Origin of the sequence: Streptomyces sp. NPDC089799, from assembly GCF_040684755.1 — a bacterium.
Classification (GTDB): Bacteria; Actinomycetota; Actinomycetes; order Streptomycetales; family Streptomycetaceae; genus Streptomyces.
Map to the genome: position 1 here is coordinate 1 of NZ_JBFBGR010000061.1, position 23731 is coordinate 23731.

At 68.7% G+C, this 23731-nt stretch carries 18 protein-coding genes and 3 pseudogenes; 9 read left to right on the forward strand and 12 right to left on the reverse strand.

The features are described 5' to 3' along the window. Window positions 1-268: 268 nt before the first annotated feature. Both AB0O36_RS36005 and AB0O36_RS36010 read right to left on the reverse strand, forming a co-directional pair. Window positions 269-460: pseudogene (locus AB0O36_RS36005) on the reverse strand (CorA family divalent cation transporter); the annotation flags it as partial. A 216-nt stretch (window positions 461-676) separates the two neighbouring features. After that, a pseudogene (locus tag AB0O36_RS36010) lies at window positions 677-1536 on the reverse strand (IS5 family transposase); the annotation flags it as partial. 62 nt (window positions 1537-1598) lie between these two features. Here AB0O36_RS36010 and AB0O36_RS36015 point away from each other — a divergent pair. Continuing rightward, window positions 1599-6128, forward strand: a complete 4530-nt coding sequence (locus tag AB0O36_RS36015) for an AAA family ATPase (protein ID WP_365117991.1) — start codon at window positions 1599-1601, stop codon at window positions 6126-6128. Window positions 6129-6147: 19 nt separating this feature from the next. Continuing rightward, complete coding sequence (locus tag AB0O36_RS36020; RefSeq protein ID WP_365117993.1) at window positions 6148-7020, forward strand: serine peptidase; 873 nt, start codon at window positions 6148-6150, stop codon at window positions 7018-7020. Window positions 7021-7477: 457 nt separating this feature from the next. Here AB0O36_RS36020 and AB0O36_RS36025 read toward each other — a convergent pair whose 3' ends face one another. Beyond that, window positions 7478-7897, reverse strand: coding sequence for a hypothetical protein (locus AB0O36_RS36025; RefSeq protein ID WP_365117996.1), 420 nt, complete (start codon window positions 7895-7897; stop codon window positions 7478-7480). Between the two features lie 266 nt (window positions 7898-8163). On the opposite strand from AB0O36_RS36025, the gene AB0O36_RS36030 reads away from it, so the two are divergent. Beyond that, window positions 8164-9048, forward strand: coding sequence for a hypothetical protein (locus AB0O36_RS36030; RefSeq protein ID WP_365117997.1), 885 nt, complete (start codon window positions 8164-8166; stop codon window positions 9046-9048). A 47-nt stretch (window positions 9049-9095) separates the two neighbouring features. Here the strand turns inward: AB0O36_RS36030 and AB0O36_RS36035 are convergent, their stop codons facing one another. Continuing rightward, window positions 9096-9575 (reverse strand): very short patch repair endonuclease, encoded by a 480-nt coding sequence (locus AB0O36_RS36035; RefSeq protein ID WP_365117999.1) that lies wholly within the window; start codon window positions 9573-9575, stop codon window positions 9096-9098. A gap of 212 nt (window positions 9576-9787) precedes the next feature. On the opposite strand from AB0O36_RS36035, the gene AB0O36_RS36040 reads away from it, so the two are divergent. After that, window positions 9788-11842 (forward strand): GNAT family N-acetyltransferase, encoded by a 2055-nt coding sequence (locus AB0O36_RS36040; RefSeq protein ID WP_365118001.1) that lies wholly within the window; start codon window positions 9788-9790, stop codon window positions 11840-11842. Continuing rightward, the gene (locus AB0O36_RS36045) at window positions 11839-12318 is read left to right on the forward strand and encodes an ASCH domain-containing protein (RefSeq protein WP_365118003.1); all 480 of its coding nucleotides are present in this window, start codon (window positions 11839-11841) and stop codon (window positions 12316-12318) included. The genes AB0O36_RS36040 and AB0O36_RS36045 overlap by 4 nt, the downstream gene beginning before the upstream one ends. Window positions 12319-12644: 326 nt before the next feature. On the opposite strand, the gene AB0O36_RS36050 is transcribed toward AB0O36_RS36045, so the two are convergent. Continuing rightward, entirely contained in the window at window positions 12645-13697 is a 1053-nt protein-coding gene (locus AB0O36_RS36050; protein ID WP_365118005.1) for a serine hydrolase domain-containing protein, read from the reverse strand. Window positions 13698-13972: 275 nt separating this feature from the next. On the opposite strand from AB0O36_RS36050, the gene AB0O36_RS36055 reads away from it, so the two are divergent. After that, entirely contained in the window at window positions 13973-14920 is a 948-nt protein-coding gene (locus tag AB0O36_RS36055; RefSeq protein ID WP_365118023.1) for a phosphotransferase, read from the forward strand. Here AB0O36_RS36055 and AB0O36_RS36060 read toward each other — a convergent pair. The 7 genes from AB0O36_RS36060 to AB0O36_RS36090 form a co-directional block, all read right to left on the reverse strand. Then, window positions 14917-16011, reverse strand: coding sequence for a glycosyltransferase (locus tag AB0O36_RS36060; RefSeq protein WP_365118007.1), 1095 nt, complete (start codon window positions 16009-16011; stop codon window positions 14917-14919). The genes AB0O36_RS36055 and AB0O36_RS36060 overlap by 4 nt on opposite strands. Continuing rightward, window positions 16008-16622: a hypothetical protein gene (locus AB0O36_RS36065; RefSeq protein WP_365118010.1), complete on the reverse strand. Its 615-nt coding sequence runs from the start codon at window positions 16620-16622 to the stop codon at window positions 16008-16010. Before AB0O36_RS36065 ends, AB0O36_RS36060 begins: the two co-directional genes overlap by 4 nt. Then, complete coding sequence (locus AB0O36_RS36070; RefSeq protein WP_365118012.1) at window positions 16622-17515, reverse strand: PIG-L family deacetylase; 894 nt, start codon at window positions 17513-17515, stop codon at window positions 16622-16624. Before AB0O36_RS36070 ends, AB0O36_RS36065 begins: the two co-directional genes overlap by 1 nt. Continuing rightward, window positions 17512-18243: a glycosyltransferase gene (locus AB0O36_RS36075; RefSeq protein ID WP_365118013.1), complete on the reverse strand. Its 732-nt coding sequence runs from the start codon at window positions 18241-18243 to the stop codon at window positions 17512-17514. The genes AB0O36_RS36070 and AB0O36_RS36075 overlap by 4 nt, the downstream gene beginning before the upstream one ends. Beyond that, window positions 18240-19148 (reverse strand): phosphotransferase, encoded by a 909-nt coding sequence (locus AB0O36_RS36080; protein ID WP_365118015.1) that lies wholly within the window; start codon window positions 19146-19148, stop codon window positions 18240-18242. The genes AB0O36_RS36075 and AB0O36_RS36080 overlap by 4 nt, the downstream gene beginning before the upstream one ends. Then, on the reverse strand, window positions 19145-20005 hold the full coding sequence (locus tag AB0O36_RS36085; protein ID WP_365118017.1) for a glycosyltransferase: 861 nt from the start codon (window positions 20003-20005) through the stop codon (window positions 19145-19147). Before AB0O36_RS36085 ends, AB0O36_RS36080 begins: the two co-directional genes overlap by 4 nt. A 191-nt stretch (window positions 20006-20196) precedes the next feature. Then, entirely contained in the window at window positions 20197-20589 is a 393-nt protein-coding gene (locus AB0O36_RS36090; protein ID WP_365118019.1) for a hypothetical protein, read from the reverse strand. A gap of 166 nt (window positions 20590-20755) precedes the next feature. On the opposite strand from AB0O36_RS36090, the gene AB0O36_RS36095 reads away from it, so the two are divergent. The 3 genes and pseudogenes from AB0O36_RS36095 to AB0O36_RS36105 all read left to right on the forward strand — a co-directional run. Next, window positions 20756-22030, forward strand: a complete 1275-nt coding sequence (locus AB0O36_RS36095; RefSeq protein WP_365118020.1) for a Tat pathway signal protein — start codon at window positions 20756-20758, stop codon at window positions 22028-22030. Window positions 22031-22053: 23 nt separating this feature from the next. Next, on the forward strand, window positions 22054-22602 hold the full coding sequence (locus AB0O36_RS36100; RefSeq protein WP_365118022.1) for a GNAT family N-acetyltransferase: 549 nt from the start codon (window positions 22054-22056) through the stop codon (window positions 22600-22602). A gap of 830 nt (window positions 22603-23432) precedes the next feature. Beyond that, window positions 23433-23672: pseudogene (locus tag AB0O36_RS36105) on the forward strand (tyrosine-type recombinase/integrase); the annotation flags it as partial. Window positions 23673-23731 lie beyond the last annotated feature (59 nt).

The following is a 23731-nucleotide window of genomic DNA, read 5'->3' on the forward strand; positions in this document are numbered from 1 at the left end:
AACGCCTGGCAGACTGGACGGCCCGCTGGCCTGCGTCGAGGCTTTTCGGTCGTGTGTCCGCTGCGGAAATGCAGGGCGTGCCGAATGGCGAGTTCTGGCGGAGCGCGGTTGGTGACGACTGCGCCGGGCGCCGCCCCCTGGTAGGCGGCGGAGCTGCGTCTGGTCGATCTCCTGCTGCGTATTCTCCCCAGATTCTCCCCACGGGGCCTCTGAGGGCAAGGTCCGCAGTTCGCTAGCGCTAAGTCGATCAAGCTCTTTCGGTGGATCGCTAGAGCCAGTCGCGCTTCTTGAAGATCACGTACAGACTCGTACACACCACAGCCATCAGCAGAATTGTGAAGGGGTAGCCCGCCGCCCAGTGGAGTTCCGGCAAGTCCTCGAAGTTCATGCCGTAGATGGTTCCCGCCAACGTGGGTGCAAACAAAATGGCCGCCCAGGCGGAGATCTTCTTGAAGTCGTCGCCCTCAAGGCGCTGACCCGCGGGAATCGCCCGAACAGGCGGTCCGACCTGCGACGATCGGCCTTTCCGACCCTTTCGACGTGCTGCCCATTTGTACGGCCGATTCTCCCCAGCCGCTCCCCAACGGGCTCTCATTCTCCCCATATTCTCCCCAGCGGAGGGCGCCTCTGAAGGAAGATCTCCCTCGGTCGGTACCGTGACCCGTGTGCCATGAACGACTCCGGCTCGATAGCGGTCGGCGCGTTCGTCGAACCTGGTCGCGATCGCGCGGAACTGCTTGGGGCGTGCGAAGCATCGTTCGACCACGTCGCGGTCGCGGTAGGCCTCGTTGTCGAAGGCGGGCGGTCGGCTGTCGTGGCAGTCTAGGCGACCGTGGTTGGCCGCTTGGCCGCTTGGTCGCTTGGTCGCGGCGCTCGGGAATCGTGACGGCGATGCCCCGGTGCCGCAGGAGACGCCGGGTCGCCGGCTGGAGTAGGCCTTGTCGCCCAGGACTCGGGGAGATGCCGTGCGCGGGCGGCCGGTGTCGGCTCGCGGAACTCGGATCCTGTCGAGGACCTAAGCGAATGCGGTGGCGTCGTTGACGTTGCCGGGCGTGAGCACCATGGACGGGGGCAGGCCCCGGCCGTCGACGTGGAGGTGGACCTTGGTGGTCAGCCTGCCCCCGGACCGGCCGAGGGCCTGGCGCGTCTGCGAGCCACCCTGATCTTCCAGTTCGCCCGCGTTTGTGGGCCCTTCTTTTGTGTGCGCCGACGGCGTGCTGGTGGGCGGTTGACTGTGGAGGTGACGCCGTCGGTCCACTCCACCTGGCCCACCGCGTCGTCACGGACCTGCACATGCTCCAACAGCCTTGCCTACGTGCCGTCCGCTTCCCAGCGGGCTAACCGCTCGTAGACGGTCTGTCACGGCCTACACCGCTCCGGCAGGTCACGCCACGGAGCCCCGGTCTGCAACCGCCACAACGCACCATTGACCACCTGACAGTGGTCACGCCACGGCCGACCACGCCCGTCGACCTGCGGCAACAAGGGCTCTGTCCGCTCCCACGCCGCGTTCGTCAACTCACCTCGACTGACCACAAGATCAACTTTCAGGCAGGCCCTAGGATTGAACGCGGGGTTTGGGGAGGCGGAGGTACCGAGTGACGCAGGTCCTTGTTGTCGGCGTGGGTGATTTCGACGGGCATGACGAGGGTGACGACGCAGATCCCCTGACTCCTTCGAACATCTTGGAGAAGTTGCCTTCCGTGGGGCCGGCCGTCATCGGCTTGACGGCGCAGTTGGCCAAGATGCCCGGACTAAACGTGCTGGGCGGTGAAGCCTCCCATGATCCCGACTTCGAGACGCTCACACGTCTGTGGCGAGGGGCTCTTCGGCAGGCGCAAGCAAGTGCGGGCACCGAGGCCCTCATCGTGCACTTCGCGGGGCACGGGGTGGCCGGGCCGGGTGATCAGACTCTGTTCCTGGCTTCGCGGGAGACGATGCGGAGGAATCTGCCGTGGACGGCTGCGCAAGTCGGCACATGGTTGGGTGAGGCCGAAGCGGTGACGGACGGAGCGCCGGTATTGCTGCTGCTGGATGTGTGCGGGGCCGGCAGGGCCGTTTTGCAGCAGCTCCTGGACGGAATCAGGGCCGAGGACCGACGTGCTTGGGTCATCGCGGCATGCGCCCCGGACGAGAAGACGTATCAGGCACGGTTCACGGTGGCGGCCGGCGTAGTCCTGGAGCGGCTGCGTGAGGGGCGGCTCGACATCTCCCCCGCTGTCGAGCACGTACCGGTGGAGACGCTGGCGCGTGAGATCGACCGTGAGCTCGCCCGGTCAGCGGCTGTCGAGGACCGGCCGTCGCAGTGTGTGCTGCGGACCACCCATCCGGAGGCCCGCGCGCCGGTGCCGTCCTTCCTCCTCAACCCTTCCTACCGGGCTACAGCTGGCGGCCAGTTCCGCCAAGCGGTCGACCTGGGGCTGTGGCAGTTCGCAACCGCAGTGGATCCCGCGCTCGACCCTCTGCACTTCATCTCACGCGCCTCGGGAACCCCGCAGCAGCAGGACATCGTGCAGGGCTGCTTCTTCACCGGGCGTGACGAACAGCTGGGGGCCATCAAGCGGTGGCTGGAAGGGCCCAGCGAGCAGACTTTGATGATCGTGACCGGCAGCCCTGGCTCGGGGAAGTCCGCGCTGCTCGGCGTGGTGGCCTGTCTGGCTCACGCTCAGCTGCGTGAGGTGTCCCGGCAGGTTGCCGGCGCGGTCAGCCGGGATGTCAGACCTGAGCTGGATGATCATCTGGTGGCGGTTCACGCCCGGCAGCGGGGCCCCTCCGAGATTCTGGCATCGATTGCCGCCCAGCTTGGCCTTGCGACAGACCCCGGACGGGGCTGGAGCGCTACGGCTCTACTGAACCGGATCACCGACCATTCCAGCCGCCCCGTGACCATCGTGGTCGACGCCCTGGACGAAGCGTCCTTGGACACGGCACTGGTCGAGGTCCTGAGAGAGCTGACTCACGGACGCCGGCGCTTCGATGAGGAGGCTCCCGACAGGGACCTGGTGCTGTGCCGGGTCCTGGTGGGAACGCGGCCGTGGTGGGACAGGTACGCGGAACTGCTCGAGGACCTGGCCGACGACGATCAGCTCGCCCGTCTGGACAAAAGCCTGCCGTGGGGGAAGAAGTACGAACCCCTGATAAAGGAACTGACAGCCAGTGGGCTGATGGTCGATCTGGACAGCATCTCGGTCGAGCAGCGGATGGCAGAGCTGACCGGCTACGTCTGCGACGTTCTGGAGACGTCTCGTACATACAGCGGGCCTGGCACTGCCGAGATCCGCAAGGTCACTGCCCGCGCGGTTGCACGGGAGTTGGGGTTGCGCCACGAGTCCGGCGCGTTCCTGCTCGCCTCCCTGTTCGCGCACTACCTCGTCCACCGGGATGTGGCCCCGAGTGTTGAGGAGGTGGTCAAGAAGGTTCCGGCGAGTCTTCCCGCCATGCTGGATCTGCACCTGGACGTATTGCAGCAGGAGCATCCCGCCATGTCAGCCGTACTAGCGGCAGTGGCCCACGGATACGGGCAGGGCATGCCGCTCGAGGTGGTACACAGCGTCGCACAGGCGTTCGTGGCTCCGGGTAGTAAGGCACCGGACCTGGACGATGTACGCAAGGCGCTGTCTGCCGCGTCGTTCTACCTGCGGTTCAGCACCGAAACCGACGGCCAGCGGCTGTACCGCTTCTACCACCAGAGTCTTGTCGACCATCTGCGCACCGCGCACGAGCGGGGGAAGCGTACGGACATCCTCACGCGGCTTCTCGACACAGTCCCCGGCCCCGCTGAGGTGGCCGCACGCAGATTCGGGCTCGCCCTCCCCTACGTGCTGCGTCATGCCGCTCAGCATGCCGTTGACGCCCGAGCCCTCGACGAATTGCTGCTGTCCGCTTCTTACCTCGTGTTCTGCGACCCTCTGCTGCTCCACGAGCACATGCAAGGCCGGACGGTGCGCGGGCGGATCGCAGCGCTGATGAGCCGTGCTGCGTTGTCGGCCGTACACGAGCCGTGGCAGCGGCGCGAATGGCTAAGAAACACGGCAACGGTGTGGGGCGAGGTCTGGCTTGTCGAGGCGCTCGACGCGCTGGATGAGCCCACAGCACAGCGTCCGCGGGCAGCGATGCTGGAATTCGCCTGGGGCACGGCCGAGGCACCCACCGAAGCCGCCGAGCTCGAACCCATGGGAAACGTGGACCCGGTCCTCGTGCAGTGCTCGCAGCGATGGCTGGCCGCCGGCGAGACCTACGCCGGACAACTGGCGGTGTGGGACGTCCGGATGGGCGCCTTCCTCTTCTTTCTCCACATGCCTGATGATGCTCCACCGGCAATGCTGTGCGGCGCGTACGGGGCCTTCGGCGCGCTCGTAGCGGAGGGAACGCCTGACGGCCATGTCCAGGTGTGGGACGTCAACACCGGACAGGTGAAGATCACCATAGAAACAGACGCAGCTCCCCTCTCTGCGCTCGGCATTGTCGGGCAACGTGGCCAGGCGCTCGTCGTGGTCTGCGGTGGCGGCGAGGTCACCGCGTACGACATGAAGGGGGACAGGGTTGCTTCCTTGGACGTGATCGCTGGCTGGCTGGCTGGGCTGGAGGCCAACGGGGACGTGGAGAACCTGTTCGAGCCCGACATGGACATCGAGGGCTACGACTGCACCGCAGTCGGCGCCACCGTGCTAGATGGGACCGAGGTGTACGTGGCCGGCGCTGTCGACGGGGCCGTCCACATCTGGGATGCGGACGGCAAGAAGCACGTCGTGTGTGCAGGAGGGCAAGAGCCCATCACCAGCCTGCAGATCCTCGCAGGTCCCGGCGGGCCGTTCGTAGTCACGGGTGCCAATGACGGCAACCGGGTGTGGGACCTTCGGACCGGAGACTCGCGGCTGCTGGAGGGCGTCGGACAGGTCGGCTCTGGAGTAGTGATGCTTCACGACGACACACCATGCTTCGCGTACTTCAAAGGTATCGAGATCCGTGCGCAGCCGCTCGATGGTGGCCCCGCGACGCCAGATGGCGTGTGCCAACTTCCTCAGGGGCTCGGGAGAGTCGAAGCCCTGGCGATGGACGGCACCCAATGGGCAGCGGTGGGCTGGATGACAAGCGACAAGAGGTCGACTTCGTCGCAGCGGACCGCCCTGCTCTCCCAGAGTATGCGCGACGGCAAGGCATCGCTGCTGCCGCCCACCAGGCACGACTCCCTGGTGGAGCACGTCGCCGTGGCCAGGGCGGTTAGCCACGGGTGGCTTCCGGCCGTCAGCGTGGACGAAGAGGGCAAGCTCCTTGCCTGGGACGCCCTGACGGGCAGAACGATCTGGTCCCGCTCAAGGGATCGCGTCAACGCCGTGAAGGTGGGTCGCCTGGCCGGAAAGAGCATCGTCTTCGTGAGTGTGGGCTTCGGTAGCCGGAGCAGGATCGAGTTCCTGGAAGCCAGCAACGGGAGGCCGTTCCGTGCTTCTTTCACACCGCGGGACACAGTCCAGGAACTGTCGGTCGACGATGCGAGTGAAGTCACCAGGCTCGTCGTGCGTACACGTTCTGGCGTCTACACGCTCGGCTTCGAGGAAGGCGAGCTGGAACGGACGCTGTACGAGGAAGAGGATCTCGGGGCCGGAATGGCGGATTGCTCTGCCTGGAGACGGGACGGGGACAACGACGTCGTAGTCGTCGCTCACACGAAGGAGAGGCGCGTCGACTCGACGTGGCGGCTGGACAGAACCCTGACCTTGCACTCCACAACCGGCGTCAGCCGCATCCTGGCCGAGGACACACAAGCGATGGTCGACCTGGAGATCGGCCGGTGGGGCGAGCACGATGCCGTCGTCTGCGGTGACGAAGCCGGTTTCATCAGGGTGCTGTGCCTGGAAACCGGGCACGAGCTGGCGCACTTTCCGGCCCATGCAGGAGGCGTGTGGTCCGTCGCATTCGCCAGCAAGGGCGAAGTGCCCCTGCTGGTTACCTCGGGAGAGGACCATCGTGTCCGCGTCTGGGATCCTCGTGATCCTGGCGTCGTACAAGAAGAGACCGTCTTCCCTGACGGCCTTGGGATCATCGCTGTCAGCGAGGCGGGCGTCTTCGCGGGGTTCGGGATACGGGTGGCGTTCTTCACCTGGTCGGACCTCGCTGACCAGACAGACTGAGCAGGGGAACGGGGAGCTGATGAGCCGCATTGTGGTCGTCCATGGGGTGCGCAATTACAAGAAGGGACTGACGCCGGAAGAAGCGGCGAGCAGTCTTGCCGGGCGCTGGCAGGAGTATCTGGCGGCCGGATACAAGGACGCCCGCTTGGACCACCTCAAGGTTCCTGCGATCACGGCCGCCTACTACGCACATACCCTGCGCGAAACCGAGGGGCAGGGAGCGATCGACGAGCTTAACCAGCTCTCGCCGGCCGAGCAGCAGGCGGTTGTGGATTGGCTGCGTGCGGTGGGCATGCCGATCGATCCGGCGGAGGGCCAGTCGTGGGGCGGGATGCCGGTGCGGCAGGCAATCGACCTCGTCGCGCGCAGGCGGGGTATCACCGCGCGGCTCCTTGGGCGGATCGCGGTGGCGTTCATGCCGGAGGTCTACACCTACCTCGCCTCCCCCGACCGCCGGCGCCGGGCCCGGGAAGAAGTTGCCCGGACGATCGAGCACAGCGGCGCGAAGGTCGTCGTAGCGCACTCTCTCGGATCAGTCGTCACCTACGAAGCCCTGCACGCCCATCCCGGTCTCGGCGTGGAGGTCCTGGTCACGGTCGGCTCTCCACTCGGGGTACCGGGAGCCGTGTTCGACATGCTGGATCCGGCGCCCGACACGTCCGGCAACGGAACACGGCCCCCAGGCATTAGCCACTGGACCAACATCGCCGAGGCAGGTGACCTGGTAGCGCTCCCGCGCCGCCTGGGTGATCGTTTCCCCGTCGACTCACACCATGAAGCCCACATGTCGACCGTTGACTTCCACACCCTTGACACCTACCTCGCCAGCGGCCTGACTGCGTCCGCGCTCGCCCCCCACTGCACCGCGCTCGAAGGCCTGTCTGATAATTGATCTTGTCGCAGGTCAAGGTGAGTGTAGTGGTCCGTTCGGTGCATATCGGCCAGGGTTCGCGGGTCGGCCTTAGTAGCGGCCCGCCGATGGAGCTGTCGCTGGGGCTCGGTTGTCCGGCCCGGGTGTAGGGGAGGATGACCTCGCGGGCCGTACTGGCCAGCTCCGGAATGACCGACTCGATCTCGAAGGGGATCGGCGCCAGCGGTCGCGGTCCGGTCGGCCGAGCCTCCCCGGTGTCCTGTTGTGTGCCCTGACGGCATGGGGTCTCCCGCTGATGGTGGTCGTACGTCGCCGACCCTGGCCCCGGCCTCCGGCAGCTGTGCCGCCCGTGCCTCGCGCCCTGCGTCTGGTCAGTGGGTGATGGGTTGCGTGCACGGCTGCGAAAGGGCGCCGCGACACGAGCAGCGGACTCGCCGCTCCTGGCGTCACGGCCGATCGGTGCCTGATCGTCGACTCGTTACTGGGTCGGTGTGAAGAGCAAGAAGATCTTCGTGAGCTCCCCGTGCGAAACCAGGGGATCATGCCGCCAGGAAAGCCTCCGCGGGCGCAGACGGCAGTCCACAACAGGTTGCGGATCCGCTCGTCGCGACCGTCCAGCACTTGGTTCGACGACGAACACGTGCCCACAGGCGAGGAGCATGGCGACGATGTCTTCCTCTCCCGCCTCGAACTCGTCGAAGAGGGGCCGTGTCTCGTGGATTCGAGCTTCGGCGTCCGGCCGGGACACTCCCAGGGCCAGGCATAGAGCCAACGCGCAGGCGTCCCAGTCACCGGTGCGCGCGGCCAGTTCGGCGAAGACCTCCTCCTTGCTCTGTCCGGCGGCCAGCATCTCGCGGGCCTCCAGAACGAGCGCGTCCTCGCCTTCCCCGTGCTTCATGGCCAGAGGCTACAGCGATGCCCGAACGCGACAGAGGGGCGCGGTGACTTGAGCGTTCCGTCATTCCCGTGATTCCGGCTGGTCGTGCGGGTGCCGACGATGGGTTCAGCGGCAGAGTTCCATGATGGTGTCGTCGAAGTCGGGGAACTCCTGGGCCGCCAGTTCGACCACGGTTGCCGCCGGCCGGCGCTGGTGCGGTGCGAATCCTTCGGCGATGGCTGCCAGCTCAGGATTGGGGTGGGCCGTCCAGTCGGGGCGAGGCGCTGGTGCGGTCCGAACTGCTCGCGGACTGGGAGGTGAAACGGTGCGAAGTCGACCTGCATCCGGAGCTCGCCCAGGAGAGCCTCATCGGGGCTGACGGCCCGGGCGTTCCGCCAGACGATCCTGCGGCACGGAAAGCACGTCATTCCGCACCACCCTCAGCTGCCGACGGAAGCGAATACGACGCCCAGGCGAAGGCCGAGGAGGTGCGTGCCCGGATGCTCGTACTGGCGGGCGAGATGCGTTCCTTTCCTCCCGTCATGTTCGGTGTACCCGATGACCTCGAGGACGGGGACGGCGACGATTGGGACTTCGTCGTATCGCCCGAGGACGCTCGGCTGGCTGCTGGCGCCCTGGTCTACGCCACCGACGTCTTGATCGACGAGCTATTCGACGACGTGCAGACCCTGGAAAGGGAGGAAACCACAGTCGGGGAGTATGACGGCCCGCTGTGGCACCTGGAGGACCTGCCCGAGAGGTACGTCCTCCAGTACGACACCCGGTTCGCCCGCCGTTTCCTGGTCACAGTGATCGCCATGACCACCCGCTTCACGGCCGGGAACTTCTCTCAGCTGAGTTGCATTGCCGAAGTGCTGGCCCTGAGACTGCTGTTGCGTCAGGCGAGCACGAACCTGGAATTGTTCGGACTCCTTGGCGAAGGCGTTTCGGCGGCCCTCGGCGCCTTCGTAGACAACGTGTATGAGGACATGGACCACGAGTGGCTGTACGACGATTCGATGGACGGCATCGATGAGAGCGCGGTCGGCGCCACCCTTGGGGTGGCGCCGATGTCGTTCGGCACCTGGTTCACCCCGTTCAACGAGGGCAGGTACGTGCACCCGTCAGCGGCAGACGAACCGGGGGCCTCAGCGGGAGTTCCGCCGTCCTGACAGGGGTAACGCCATCGTCGACCGTGGCGGTGCGTTCCGGCCCGGAGTCACGTGTCGAGGTGCTGGGCGTCCAGCCGCAGGGCGAGGGGATGGCCCCGGGTGGCGAGGGCTGCCGTCACGCGTCGAACGGCACCGTCCACGCTCTCGTGCTCCCAGATGCGGAGCGACAGCCACCCCAGCAGCGCAAGGTGCGCGTCGGTCTCCTCGTCCCGGCGGACGTTGGTTTCGAACTTCCGGCGCCACCATTCCGAGTTGTGCTTCGGAGCGTGCTGGTGCGTCGGGCAAGCGTGCCAGAAGCAGCCCTGGACGAACACTGCGGTGCGCCAGCGTGTGAAAGTGACGTCAGCACGCCGGCGTGGCTTTCCTGGGATCGGTAGGTCCACGCGGTAGCGGAAGCCCAACGCATGAAGGGCACGCCGCAGCGCGAGCTCCGGCACCGTGTCCCGGTTGCGTTGGGCAACCATCACCTTCCGGACGTTGGCGTCCCGCGGCGTCGGCCCGCCCCTACGACTGTCTTTGGTCTCCACCTCCGGACAACTGCTAAGCGTTCATTCGGTAACCCCGCAGGCCCGTGCTCCCGTGCATGGTCGGGGTGGCGACCGCTGCGCCGCCGACCGTGGTGTGTCAGTTAGAGCCAATGCAGCTGAATTTGACCAAACGGTGGCCCGCTTCCTCATGGTTCGACACTATGCGCTGGGAGTGATCGATCCGGTACTCACGGAAGTTGAGGGGGAACACGGTGATCGAAGTACTGCCGGTGACCGGAGAGCAGTCGGAGATGCTCGGCGCAGCCATCGCCCTGGGTAACCGCTACACGAAGCGGCTCGGTCTGCTCACGCCGCCCGCCTATCGGAAGTACGCAGACGACGGTGGTTTGCTCGTTGCATTGGACGACGGCGAGCTGGTCGGATATGCGCTCTTCGGACTGCCCAAGCGCAGCCAGCACGTTCGCCTCGTGCACCTTTGTGTAGCGGAGGAGCACCGGGGCAAGGGGATCGCGAGGCTCCTGATCGCAGAACTGCGACGCAGCCAAAGTCACCGGCTCGGGATCAGGGCCAGGTGCCGCCGTGACTACGGGCTCAGCGACACCTGGAGCGGCCTGGGCTTCGTGCCGAAGGGCGAGGGCCTCGGGCGAGGTAGTGACAAGGAGACCCTCGACACCTGGTGGCTCGACCACGGTCACGACGACTTGTTCACCGAAGCGCAGAGCGACGCCTTGTTGGTCGTGACCGTAGACCACACGGTCTTCTCGGGGCTTCGAGGTGCGGGGGCCGATCGCGCGGTCGAGGAGTCGAGGGCCCTCGAGGCCGGATGGCTCGCAGACCTGGTCGAGCTCGCCTACACGCCACAGCTCCTCCTTCATGTCCAAGCGGTGGAGGATCGGGAGGAGCGGAACCACCAACGTGCCGGCCTGTCCAGGCTCCGCTCCCTGGCGCCAGACACCAGTGCGGTGGCCAGCCGCCAAGAGGAGTTGACCGCAGCAGTGGGCAAGGAAGGGACCGGTGTCGTGATCGATGCTGGTCTGCGTGCGCGGCTGCGCTACGTGGCCGAGACGTCTTGTGCCGGTCTGCAGGTAATGGTGACCCGTGATTCCGACCTGGCGGCGCTGGCCGACATCGCCTGGGAGGTGGCGCGCGTCAGGGTCGTGTCGCCCGAGGCCGTGACGCTCCATGTGGACGAACTCCGCCAAGCCCAGATGTACCGGCCCGCCGACCTCATGGGAACGGCCTTCTCCGCCGCCGAGGTCGAGCCCGGAAGCGAAGAAGGCCTCGTCGCCTTCTTCGACCAGGCCGGCGGTGACGGCGGAGTCGACTTGGCGGAGCGGTTGACCAGCCTTGCCCGGGACGGCGTGTTGTGGCGCAGGGAACTCCTCAGGGACGGGGAAGGGTGCCCGGTCGCCCTTTACGCGTGGGCGCTCGACGGCCGGACCCTGAACGTTCCGCTCCTGAGGACCGCATTGCACGTGTTGGAAGAGACGCTCGCCCGCCAGCTGCTCTTCATTCTGAAGAGGCTCGGGCGGGACCGGGGGGCCCAGGTCGTGCGGATCACCGACCCCGGTACATCGAGGGCGGCAGTGGCCGCTGCCGGCCCCGACGGCTTCATCGAGGACGAGAACGGCTTCACCGCTTTCCTCGTGGACGTGTGCGGGCCGGCGGAGGCAGTCTCCGGGGCCGCCAGGCAGATCGCGGGGCGGGTCGGTGCTGTGACGCCTGTCCTGGACGCCCGTGCGCCAGCGGAGATCGCGGGCATCGCCGAGAGGGTGTGGTGGCCGGCGAAGCTGGTCGACACGGCCCTGCCGTCCTTCATCGCGCCCGTCAAGCCGCGCTGGTCCACGGAGCTGTTCGACTTTCCGGCCATGCTCGTACCGCGCGACGACGTACTCGGCATCAGTCGCGAGCACGTGTACTACCGTTCAGCCGGCCATCGGGGGGAGAGCGTCCCTGCTCGGATCCTTTGGTACGTCAGCGAGGGGTCCGCGGGCCAGCAGGGCAAGATGGTGATCGGCTGCTCGCGGCTCGATGAGGTGGTCATCGGCGACCCCGATGCCCTCTTCTCGCGATTCGAACACCTGGGCGTATATGGTCGTGCCGAAGTGCGTGCGGCAGCCGATGCGTCGGGCCGGGTCATGGCGCTGAGGTTCTCGGACACGGAGCTGTTTCCCGTACAGGTGACGCATTCGCGATTGGCCGCGCTGGCGAACGGGCTGGGGCTAGGGTTGTCGCTGATGTCGCTGTCGAAGATCGACAACACGCTGTTCCAGGCCGTCTACGAAGAGGGGCACCGAAAGACGTGAGCGGTCCGGAGCGCGCGATGCTGTTGTCCGTCCACCCGAGGTTCGCGACGGCGATCCTGGCCGGCACCAAGACGGTGGAGGTACGCCGTCAACGCGTCGCTGCTCCTCCCGGGACGCCCGTACTCCTCTATGCGACCGCGCCGACCATGGCCATCGTCGGCATGGCGAGGATCTCCTCGGTGCAGGTGGCCAGCCCGCGTGAGGTCTGGACCGCCAGCCGCACGAGCGCTGGCATCAGCCGTCGGGAGTATGACGACTACATGAGCGGTGCGACCCGAGCCAGTGGCCTCTCACTAGAGGAGCCGGTTACCTTCGAGGTGCCGGTTCCTCTGGCGGCTCTCAGGGCTTCCGGCCCGTTCCATCCACCGCAGAGCTACAGGTATTTGACCGGCGAGGACCTGCAGAAGCTGGCTGCGGCCACCCCTCTCAGAAGCGAATCCCTACAAGAAGCCCTCGGCGAGCTGACGCCTGCGTAGGCCATGCACACTCAGCGGCGACACCACGTTGGTGGCGATCGACTACCTGGTGCCGCAGCAGGAGCTTGCCGTGGCCTTCGAGCCGGTGTTCCCCTGATGCCTGACTGCAGCGTGGGTCGCCCAGGAGTAGGGCGCTGTGCGTAGCTGCTGCCGGTCGGATGCGGTAGCGCGCTCGTGTCGCTTTGCGTCCCAATGGCCGCTCAGGTGAGAGGCGTGGAGATTGCGGCCTTATGGCGGGACTGCTCGACCTGCCGTCTCGGACATGGTCGAACAGGTCCTCTGTCAAGCCCGTGAGAGCCTCCACGCGGACGCGGTTGCAGTCAGGCTCAGAGCCTCGGAACAGCCATCGCGAATGCGGCGAGACGGAAGGCGTTGCGGATCTGCGTTAGAGGATCGCGGTCGCGGTTGTAGCGGAGCTTGTTGGTGAGGAGGACGGCCCAGCGGCTCTGAGCCGGGCTGATCCACATGCCCGTGCCGGTGAAGCCGTAGTGGACCCAGACGTCTTCGGCGGCGTCTGTGCGGGGGGCGGGGTGCCAGAAGAGGCCGCGGGCGGGGGTGAGGGCTCCTGTCTGGAGGCGGAGGGAGTCCTTGATCCAGGTTTGGCCGAAGGCTGCCTGGGTGGGGGCGAGCATGTGGCGGAGGAAGAGGGCGAGGTCGTCGAGGACGGAGAAGGTGCCGGCGATACCGCAGACGCCGCTGAGGAGGCGGGCGGAGAAGTCGTGGGCGGTGCCCTTGAGGTGTGTGCCGGTGGCCTCGTCGTACTCGGTCGGGGCGCAGCGGGCCGCCTCGGCGGCGGGGAGGGGGCCGAAGCGAGTGCGGGTCATGCCCAGGGGGTGCCAGACGCGGTCGGTGGCGAGCTGGTCCAGGGGCTGGCCCGAGAGGTGTTCGGCGAGGTAGCCGAGGACGAGCGCGGCCCGGTCGGTGTACTCGACGGCTTCGCCCGGCGGGCGGTGGAGGGCCTCGTGGAGGACGCCGTCGCGGATGTCCTGGGGGTCGGTGCCGTAGAGGTTCTTCAGGTTGGCGCGCAAGGGCAGGCCCGCGGTGTGGGTCAGGAGATGGTGGGCCGTGGCCCGAGCCAGGGGATGGCCGGCGACCTCGTCCCAGAAGGTGCCCAGAGGGGCGTGGAGGTCAAGTTTGCCCTCTTCGGCGAGGGTGCCGATCGTGGACCAGACGGCGAGGATCTTGGTGAGGCTGGCCATGTCGAAGACGGTGTCCAGCCGCATGGGTTCGTCGGGCCGGTCGGGATCGAGGAGGCCTACGGCTCCGCTCGCGCGGATGCCGTCGGCGTCCCCGACCGCCCACACCGCGCCGGGGTAGACCTCCTCGCGCACGCCGGTCTGCAGGAGGTTTTCGATTCGGGCGGTGGAGGGCGTGGTCATGGTCTCCCAATCGTCGTACGGCCGCGGGTGGTCCGTCGGTCAGCGTAGTGAGGCCGCCAGGACTGTTCCGGCTCCGCCACGGGCGGAGTCAGGCGAGCTGGTGGCGAAGCGCTCTAGGCTCGCCTCTCCCTCCGACTCTCAGTGGGGATCTGGGTGACGAATTCGGGTGCGGGATTCGGCGTCGGCGTACCGTGCTGGGGGTGACGGATACGACTCGAGAAGATGCTCTGACGGCAGTGCTGCCTAGCCTGTCCGACGCGTTCGGGCTGGGCGCGGTGAGTGATCGGCGGTTCCTTGCCCACGGCCTGATGAACCGGAACTGGCGGCTTGTGACCGCTGCTGGAGTTTTCGCGCTCAAGGAGATCACCGATGTTCCTCTGCCGAAGGTCCGCAGGAACCTTGCGGTCCTCGTGGATCTGGCTCGCGAGGGCATCCCCGTGCCGGCGCCGCTGAGCGCGGCCAACGGTGAACTCGTGGCGGAAGTCGGTGGTCACGGCTACTGCGTCCTGCCGTGGGTGGACGGCGAGCACCTTCAAGGGACGGATCTCCCGCTCGACCAGGTGCGCGATCTCGGTGCTCTGCTGGGCCGCCTCCACGAGGGCTTGCGGCGGCATTGTCCCGGCCCGGTCCCGGAGCAGGCGCCAGTGGCGAAGGTCCGCGATGTGACCGAGGCCGACCGTGCGGCTGCTGCCCTCCTGAGCCGCTTGCCTTCCGCTCCGGTGACGGACTTCGACAAGGCCGCCGCCGAGGCCCTGCACGGCCGCCGCGGCCTTCTCGCGCGGTACGCCGATGCCCGGCCGGCCGGCGAGGTGCCGGCCGGGCCCTACGGGTGGACGCACGGCGATTTCCAGTACCGCAACCTGCTGCGCCGGGACGGCCGGGTGGTGGCGGTCCTGGACTGGGACCGGCTCGGTGTTCGTCCGTACGGGGAGGAGGTCGCGCGGACCGCGCAGGTGCAGTTCGGGGTCGGTGGTGCCTTCGACCTTGACCGAGTCGCCGCGTTCTGTTCCGGATACCGGTCCGTGATCGATCTGTCCGAGGGTGACCTCGCCGACGCGGTGAAGCGGCTGTGGTGGAAGCGGCTGACCGACTTCTGGCAGCTGGAGTTCTACCTCGACCGCCAGGACCTCACCTTCGGCGAGATGTTCCTGACGGACGAGGCACTGCTGAACTGGTGGACCGACCGCGCCGACGAGGTGCAGGCCGCCTACGCGGCCCGTTAGCCGGCGGCTGCTGCCTCCGGGATGAGTCCGGCGGCAGCCAGCTCGGGCAGGCACGGCCGGACCAGCGGCGCTGCCCCGGCCCGGGCCTTCGCGCCGAGGCCGGCCTGGTCAGCCGTCTCGATCGCCTGCACCCAGGCGTCCACGTCGTCGGGATGGAGGATGATTCCGCCGTCTCTCACCGCCTCGGGAGTGCCGCCGCGGGACGAGCCGATCGTGGGGACTCCGTGGAGCCCGGCTTCCACGATCACCCGGGGGAAGGCGTCCTCGACCTGGGAGGGCACGAGCAGAAGGTCGTTCGCGGCGTAGATCGGGCCCATGGCGTAGGTGCGGGGCACCCAATGCACGTTCGGGTACGCGGTGAACTCGCTGGCCGTGTCCCACCAACCCTCGACGAGGGTGAACCGGCGGGCGGGCAAGCGGCGGATCAGCTGGCGCAGGAGGGCCGCGCCCTTGGCGGGGATGGGATTGACCATCAGCACGCCGCCGGGGCTGCCAGGGACGCGGCCGGCTGTGCCGCGCCCCGCGGCGAGCAGAGGCCCGGCGCCTTCGGCCGGCGCGAACGGCGGGTAGAAGACGACTACCTTCGTGTCGGCGTGGGCCTGGGCCCGTCCCGCGACGAACTTCGACGTGGCGAGGGCGACGTGCGGTCGGCCGTGGAGGACGCCCATGCTGTTGGCCGAGACCGAGTGCAGCCAGCCGGCGACCCGCGAGGACCGGCGGGCAAGCGAGGCCAGGTCGGCCGCTTGTTCCTGCGAGGTCACCACCAGATCCGGCCGGGCCTCAGTCAGGAGATTCTTCAGCGTCGCTTCCACCCTGTCCTGCGGCACGGCCCGGCACGAGACGCCGTTCCACCGGTAGCGGACCTCCCCGCCAGCCTCCTCCCACACGGTTCCGTGGGCCCGGAGGTGGGCGCGCATGTGGCCGATCTGGGCAGACCCGTTCCAGGGGGCCTCATGGCTGCCGAGGTAGACGACACGCCACCCGGCCCGGACGAACTCTTCCGCCAGAAGCTGCTGGGAGACCTCCGCGCCCCCGATCAGCAGCGGTGGCGGGGTCCGCCGCCATACGAACACCACCGTCGGGCGGGTCACCGGCCACCCGCCCAGTACGTGAAGAGGGCCTGCACGACGGCAGCCGTCTCCTGCCGGTCGCTGTCCCCGGAGGCGACGGCCAACTCCGCAGTCGCCGGGCGGTGGGCCGGGCGGCAGAAATAGTCGCGGAAGTGCATGAGGAAGGCGGGGTCGTGGAGGAAGTACTCCGGCTCGACCTCGTGGTGTCCGGCGGCCTTGCGCCGCAGGTGTAAGAGCTCTGGCGTCACGTCCAGGTACAGGGTGTGGTCCGGCCTCAGGTGCGGCATCTCCTCAGCCAGACGGGTCAGTTTGGGCAGGACGTTGAAGCCGTAGATCTCGTCCATGGCGTGAGCGTGGGCGAGGAGGGTGTCGACGGTCCGGTCCAGGACGACCAGCCCGCCGTGGCGGCGAGCTGCGTCCACGCGGTTGCCCTCGATCTCCATGAACGTCATGAACGCCTTCACCTGCTCGTCTGCCGACCGGGTGGAGGGGGTGGGGATGTCCTCGCGGCGCGCGAACGACTTCACGTAGCAGGAGAAGAAGAGCGCGTCCCGCATCGCCGGCACCCGGCGCAGCCGCCCCAGGGCAGAGGTCTTGCCCCCGTACGAGGGGCCTTCCAGGCCGAGGATCATCACGACCCCCCGAGCCGGTAGAAGCGTTCCGCGAACTGGCCCCGCGGACGGCCGTCCGGGTCGGGCAGCAGGTTGGCGGCGACGGTGTGGGCGTGCCGGATGGGCCGGTACATCTTCCGGGCGGGGTGCATCTGCGAGCCGTGCATGTGTAGCAGGGTCACCTTGTCCAGGACGGAGGCCGTGATGTCCTCCAGCTCCGGTTCGAAGACATCGCGTACCCGCTGCCGGAACAGGTGCCGGTCGCATCCAGACAGCCCGTACGTGGACCAGAAGGCGGCGTCCTCCCAGAACCACCGGCAGCCCAGGCGGCGCGCCGCCTCGTGGACGGCGAGGTGGTCCGGGTGGCGCGTAACGGCGGCCGGGGCGAGCAGCTCCGCGTCGTCCATCCTGTCCAGCACCTCGGCGAGTTCGGAGGTGATCCGGTCCACCTGGGCGGGCTCGGGTGCCCGATAGGGCTTCTCGGCGTCCTTGTGCCCCAGGCCGACCCGGGCCGCCCCCAGGGGCAACATGGACTGGGCGGCTTCGCGGTCGCGGAGTCCGGAGACCGTCTCCACGCTGTTGTAGGTGCTTTCGAGGGAGGGGTGGACGCTGCGGGAGCGGGTGAAGACGGTGACCACGGTCAGCGGTCGGGGACGGGCGAGGAAGGTCCCGGAGGCGGACAGGACGAAGTCGTCGTGGTGGGGTTCGATGACGACCACCGGCCGCCCGGACGGCTTGCGCGGCTCGATCCAGTACGGCGCGAGGGTCAGCGGCGCCGTCAGCGTCATGATCTCCTTCGCCCCGGTCAGAGAGTCCATCCAGGCCCGGTGCGCGGTCAGGAGGTCGGTGGGGAAGGTGTAGATGCCGTCGGCGTCCGGCAGGGGAAGGAGGGTCACCTGGGGTTCTCCGATCATCGGACGGTGGTGGCGTACCAGTTGCGCCAGAAGCGAGGCGAGGTCAGGCCGAGGCGGACGACCACGGGGTTCTGCCACCAGAGCATCCGGGCCGTGGACCAGGCGTCGTAGCGGCGGGTGGAGGGACGCACGCGGAGGTCTTCGAGGACCGCGACCGGACCGCCCGTGCGGCGGCCGTAGGCGGTCAGGCGGGCGAAGAACTCCATGTCCTCGCTCATGAAGTAGTCCGGCCGGTAGCCGTGTACTGCCTTGAAGGCGTCCCGGGTGCAGAACTGGTTGACGCCTTGGGCGCCCCCGTGGTGGGCGCGGTGGTGGTCCCAGTAGGCGCACAGCACACGGGCCCCGAACCGGGCGGGGGTGTAGAGCGGTGGGATCGCCCCGCCGACGGCTCCGGCGTCCATCGCGGCCACGGCGGCCGTGATCCCCTCCAGCGGCAGGGCCACGTCGGCGTCGACGAAGAACAGCATCCGTCCTTTGGCCTCGCGGGCTCCGCTGTTCCGGGCCAGGCCGATGCTGCGGACCAGCTCCGTCACCACCCGGGCGCCGAGCTCCCTTGCGACGGTGGCGGTCTCGTCGGTAGAGGCGTTGTCCACGACGATCACCTCTCCGCGCCGGCCGGAGCCTGCCTCCCAGGCGCGCAGGGACGCGAAGACGGTGGGCAGATATCGGGGCAGGTACTTAGCCTCGTTGTACGCGGGGATGATCACCGACAGATCGGGATCGGTCACGGGTCGGTCCTTCCTGGTTGCGGGGACAGAGCAAGATGCAGGCGGGCGGCCCAGGCGTCGCGGTCGCGGCCCTCCCGGTGGGCGGCGTAGGTCCAGCCACGGACGGCCTGGAAGGCCACGTAGGCGTCCAGGAGCCCGGTGTCGACGGGCCGTCCGTAGGCAGCGGCCACGAACAGCCGATCGGACGGCTCCAGGGCGTCGCAGGTCACGAGGGTCTGGGCGAGGTCGTACTCGGGGACCTCCACGGTCGCGGCCTCGAAGTCCACGAGGTAGTCGGGGAGGCGGGGCCGGCCGTGTTCGCCGACGGTGAGGCGTCGGTCGCCTCCGCAGATCACGTTCTCCAGGTGGAGGTCTCCGTGGCACCACACGAGTCGTTCCAGGCGTGCCCCGGCCGCGATGACCTCCAGGGCGGGAGCGAGCCGGACGAAGACCTGCTTGGGGCAGTGGGCGGCCAGAGCGGTGACCTGCTGGCCGATGCCTGGAGCCAGGGGGACCCCGGCCGGGGCCTTGACGCTGTGGAAGGCAGCCATCAGCAGGGCGAGCCTCAGCAGTGCCGCCGGACGCGGCATCTGCCCGGCTCGGACGGCATCCCCCAAGGTGCTCGTTCCGGCATCGGTGGTGACCAGGGCAGAGACGGTCAGGCCGGAAACCGGCCCGTACCCGATCACGGTCGGCACCCGCACCCGCCCGGCGGCGGTGACGGCGGCCAGGAGGCGGGCCTCGTCGACAGCGCCGTGGGTGCCGTCGACCGCGAACAGCTTGACCACCACCGGGCGGCCGTCGGCGAGCCGGACCCGGTAGACGGCCGTCTTCGGCCCGCTGCGGACCCGGACCGTCTCGGCCGGAACCGACCCGGCCAGTTCCGTGCAGGCCCTCTCTACTGCCAGGACCGCGCCGCCAGTCACAGTGCACCTGCCCCGGCCAGGTGCCGCAGCGTGCGGTGCATCTGCTGCCGGTAGGCACGCACGTCTTCCGTGCAGGGGCACGAGCTCATCCACGGCTTCTGGCCCCCGACGAAGTGCACCACGTGCCCGTCCCGGCGGGTGACCGGGCGGCGGAGGACCCGGCGGACCCAGTCCCCCCGCTCGAGGAACCGGTCCACCTCGAACCGGTTGAACACCGGCCCGACCGGGTGCGCGGTCCCGGAGGACAGCAGCCACAGGTTCAGGGCGCACTGGTCGTTGTGCTTGATGTGCTGCCGCCCGCGGACCAGGGCCCGCTGGACCCCGGCCCGCATGGGGGCGAGCATCGGCGCGGGGACCCACAGCATCCCGGCATTGAAGTAGGTGCGCCCGACCAGGTGGGGCCAGCGCTCGGCGACGCCGGGCAGGGCGGGGCACTGGCCGACGGCCGGGTTGAACTCGTCCTGCACGGCGCCGATCCGGTCCGCAGGCAGACCGTCCAGAGGCGCGGAGACGTCGGCGCGTACGTGGACGTCCGCGTCCACGTAGATCAGGAACGGCCGGTCGAGGAAGTCGGGGGTGAACCCGAACCTCAGGTAGGTGGCGACGGAGATGTAGGCGGTGTCCGCCATGACACTCTCGGGCGGCGGGGCCTGCCAGCGCAGGTCGAAGGAGCCGAACCCGCAGCGGCGGGCGAAGGACTCCATTACCGCGGCCTGCCCCGGGGACAGGCCGTTGGTCAGCACCCGTACCGCGCTCTCGCGGCGGTCGGCCACCGGCAGGTGGTCGGCGACCGAGCCGAGCGTGACCAGGGCGGGTAGCAGGTAGCGGGCATCGACGCACATGCCGATCGCGTACACGCGGGTGCCTCCAGGGCGAGGTTGGACGGGACTGGCCGACAGGGCCGGGGCATAGGCCGGCTCCTCGCCCGTATCCGGGGGAGCCGACCCGCCTCACCGGTGTCGGCGAGGTGCTGCGGTCACCTGCTGCGGCCGGGCAGGTGGAGGGCTTCCGGCGCCGACGCCCCAGGCAGGCCGACGCCGGAGGCGGTTCAGACAAGCCGCAGGAGGTCCGTGTTCCGGGCGAGGTGGGCCACCGACCTGGCCAGCAGCCGCAGCGCTATCGCCGGATCGCTCCCGCAGTCCCGGGCGACCTTGCGGGCGAACCGCACGGTGCCGGCCGCGATGTCCTTCTCCCGGCTCTCCGGCAGCAGAGCCGCGTACCGTTCGGCGGGCACCGCGAGGGTGTGGACGTGCTCGCGCAGCCGCTCCCGCAGCCGTACGGCCACCTCCCCGGCCGGGTGGTGGTCGGCGAGGGTGAGGGCGGCCTCGACGTCCCCGGCCACGGCGGCAGCCGCGGAGGCGATCACGGTCTTCTGGTTGGCGGAGGTGACCGTGGGCACCTCCGCCGGGGCTGCCGCCATTTCGTGCGCGAGTACGGTCACGATTCCGCTCCCATCCGCCTGCTGCCGGTTCGGCTGTGCGGACAAGTAACCCGTGTGCGAGCCGTGTTGGACATGACGAATCCGCTCGCAGCTACTCGCGTGACGACTGACGAAAAGTCCCGACCTGCGTTACCTCGGATGGTGGCCCCGCCTCTACCGTGACTGCATGGTGCGGAAGCGGAACGCGGAATTAGAGACCTGGATGAAGGAACACGGGCTCAGTGCCGACGCTCTTGCCGAGCAGGTCAACGACGCGATGGCGGACCTCACCGGCCACCGCGGCGCCGTCACCGAACGGACGGTCTACCGGTGGCTGTCGGGAGAGAACCGCTCACCCCAGGACCGCCAGTGGCAGGCCCTGGAGGCCGTCTCCGGGCTTCCTGGGACCGACCTGGGGTTCGTGCCCCGTGCCCGCTCCCGCCCCGCAACGCCCTCAGCACGACTGGAGGACCCTGTGCTTGGCCGTCGAAGCTTCATTTCCGTAGCCACGGGCGCCGCCGTCGCCGTGTCCACCGGCACCGCGACCGCAGCCACCCGACCCACCGTCGGACACTCCGACGTCGACCGCCTGCGCGTCCTCCTGGCCGAACTGTGGCTCCTGGACGACCAGAACGGCGGTGGCCCCGTTCTGGAGAAGCGCGCCGCCGACCTCGCCGCCCGTACGCTCAGCCTCCAGCAGCACGGCTCCGCCAGCCAGCGCGTCCGCTCGCGCCTCTATGCCGTCGCTGCGTCCTTCACGGCCTTCGCCATGTTCTCCGCCATCGACGCCCGCCGACTGGGGGAGGCCCAGCGCTACCTGGAGCAGTCCGTCACCCTCGCAGGGCTTTCCGGAGACGGTCAGGTCCAGCACCAGACCTGGCGGTACGCCGCCATGCTCGCCGGCCAGCGCGGCCGGTACGCCGACGCCCTCGCCGCGGCCGAAGCCTGCACGGGCACCCGGGCGCACCGCACCGACCCCCTCTACGCCTCGCTGACCCACTCCCGCATCGCCCTGACCGCCGCCAGCCTTGGTGACAAGACCAGGGCCATCCGCGCCCTGGACCGGGCCCACGGTGCCTACGACCGAGCCGATCCCGCCGAGGCCCGTCCGTCCTCCGTCGCCTTCTACACCCGGGGCGAGCTCCACGGCCTGACCGGAATCACTCACTACCGGCTCGGCGAGGCGGAGAAGGCCGAGTTCCACGCCCACCGGTGCATCGCCGACCTCCGCGACGACCAGCACCGCAACCGCGCCTACTACCTGTCCCAAGCGGCCCTCGCGCAGGTCGCGCAGGGTGATGTCGAGCAGGCCGTGGCCACCGCCACACGCGTCATCGCCCCGACCGGCGCCGACGCCGGCCGGGTCCCCCACCTCCTGGGCAGCTTCACTTCCGCACTCAACCAGGCGGCCCCCAAGTCCGCTGTCACCCGCCAGTGGAACGACCGCACCCGCACTGCCTGAACCCGCACGCGACAAGGAGCACCATGCCCACCCCGGAGATCACCCTCCACCGCTACGGCACCGACCAGCTGCCCACCATCCGCCCCACCCTGGTCGGCGTGTACGCCGAGGTGTACGAGAATGAGATCGGCGAGGACCCGTTCTTCTCCGTCGACCGCTTCGAGGGTCGTCTCACCGGCCACTCCTCCCGCCCGTCCTGGGAGGCCGTGGTCGCCTACGACGGTGGCGAGGCCGCCGGCTACGCCTACGCCGCGGCCCTGCCCCAGAACACCGGCTGGTGGGCCCACATGCTGCAGCCGCTTCCCGAGGCGGACACGACCGAGGACGGCACCCGAACCCTCGCCCTCTTCGAGATCATGGTCCGGGCTCCCTGGAGGGGCACAGGTCTGGCGCACCGGATCCACGAGGAACTGCTGACCGGTCGCACCGAGGAACGCGTCACGCTGCTCGTCGAGCCGGGCCACCCGAAGGTGAAGGCCCTCTACGAGGGGTGGGGGTACCAGCACATCGGCGACCAGCAGCCGTTCCCCGACGCCCCGGTATACACCACCATGCTCCGCGCACTCAGGTGACAGCTGTACGTCTGCAGGGCGACCCTGAGGCCGGGGACCGCCTTGTGGGTCGCTCGGGCGAAGAAGCTGGCGACGCCGACGATCGACGGCCCTGGCGGCGGTCGCGACGAGCGCGTGCTCATCATCGTGCAGACAGACGCTGCACGCTTTGGAGCGCTGGTCGTCCCTGTGGTGCGTCGTCGTGTACGCGCTTTGGCGGGGTAGCGGAGGTGACGCGGCTTCGCACGCAGGCTGCTGCTCATCCCTCGGCTGCGATCCGTCGTCGGTCGCTGCTTGACGGACCGGTGCCCCCTGGCTCCGGTCCGCTCCCCCCACTCCAGGGGCGGGAGCGGCCGAGACGCTCTCCCCTGACGGGGAAGAGCGTCTTGGCCGATAACTTGCTCCGTCTGGGGCTTGGGTAGGCGTCGCCTGCTTGGAGGTTGTGGGGATGCGTGGCAGTGGGTTCGTCCTGTAAGAGCGTGCCTCCTGTTGGTCGGGCTGGAACGGCTTCGGCGTTGAGGGGATGGGGCGCACGAACGCCAGCTCGCCCCGCGACGGATGCGCGGGGGAGCAATGTGACTTTCGGACGAGGCCTACGCGGCGTCCGCTCGGCCGCTGTTGAGTGCATCCTGGACCTTCCGGGTGATCTTGTTCCGGCGGTCCCTGCCGATGGGGAGGCCGTGAGCGCGGACAGCCGTCTCGATGTGGCGGCTTGACGCGCGTCCATCGCGTCCGAGCGGGGCGGTGAGGGCGATGGTGAAGAGCTCGTCGTCGGTGGCGGCGGGCTTGCGACCGGTGCGCTTCTTCGGCGGGACGTGGGCTTCCGCCCCGTGCGGGAGAAGGGCCAGCGCTGGAAGGCGTCCCGGAAGCATGGCTTCCACGTACTCCGGCACACCTACGCCTCCGTGATCCTCGAGGCGGGCGAGTCCGTGGTCACCCTCGCCCGGTGGCTCGGTCACTCCAGCCCGACCATCACCCTCGACCACTACGCCCACTTCATGCCCGAGGCCGGCGGCAAGGGCCGCGCGGCAGTCGATGCGCTGCTCGGAGTGGCCTTTCAGTACGTCCCGGAAGACCTTGCCCTTGCCTGAGAACGGGTGGCACAGCTCATGCTGTGCCACCCGTTCTCGTTGGCGGGTCACGCGCTGAG

Excerpts from the sequence above, each read along its gene's own strand:
- AB0O36_RS36020 (WP_365117993.1), top strand. The coding sequence starts at position 6,148 with ATGAGCCGCATTGTGGTCGTCCATGGGGTGCGCAATTACAAGAAGGGA.
- AB0O36_RS36025 (WP_365117996.1), bottom strand. The coding sequence starts at position 7,897 with ATGAAGCACGGGGAAGGCGAGGACGCGCTCGTTCTGGAGGCCCGCGAG.
- AB0O36_RS36050 (WP_365118005.1), bottom strand. The coding sequence starts at position 13,697 with ATGACCACGCCCTCCACCGCCCGAATCGAAAACCTCCTGCAGACCGGC.
- AB0O36_RS36065 (WP_365118010.1), bottom strand. The coding sequence starts at position 16,622 with ATGATCCTCGGCCTGGAAGGCCCCTCGTACGGGGGCAAGACCTCTGCC.
- AB0O36_RS36070 (WP_365118012.1), bottom strand. The coding sequence starts at position 17,515 with ATGATCGGAGAACCCCAGGTGACCCTCCTTCCCCTGCCGGACGCCGAC.
- AB0O36_RS36095 (WP_365118020.1), top strand. The coding sequence starts at position 20,756 with ATGGTGCGGAAGCGGAACGCGGAATTAGAGACCTGGATGAAGGAACAC.
- AB0O36_RS36100 (WP_365118022.1), top strand. The coding sequence starts at position 22,054 with ATGCCCACCCCGGAGATCACCCTCCACCGCTACGGCACCGACCAGCTG.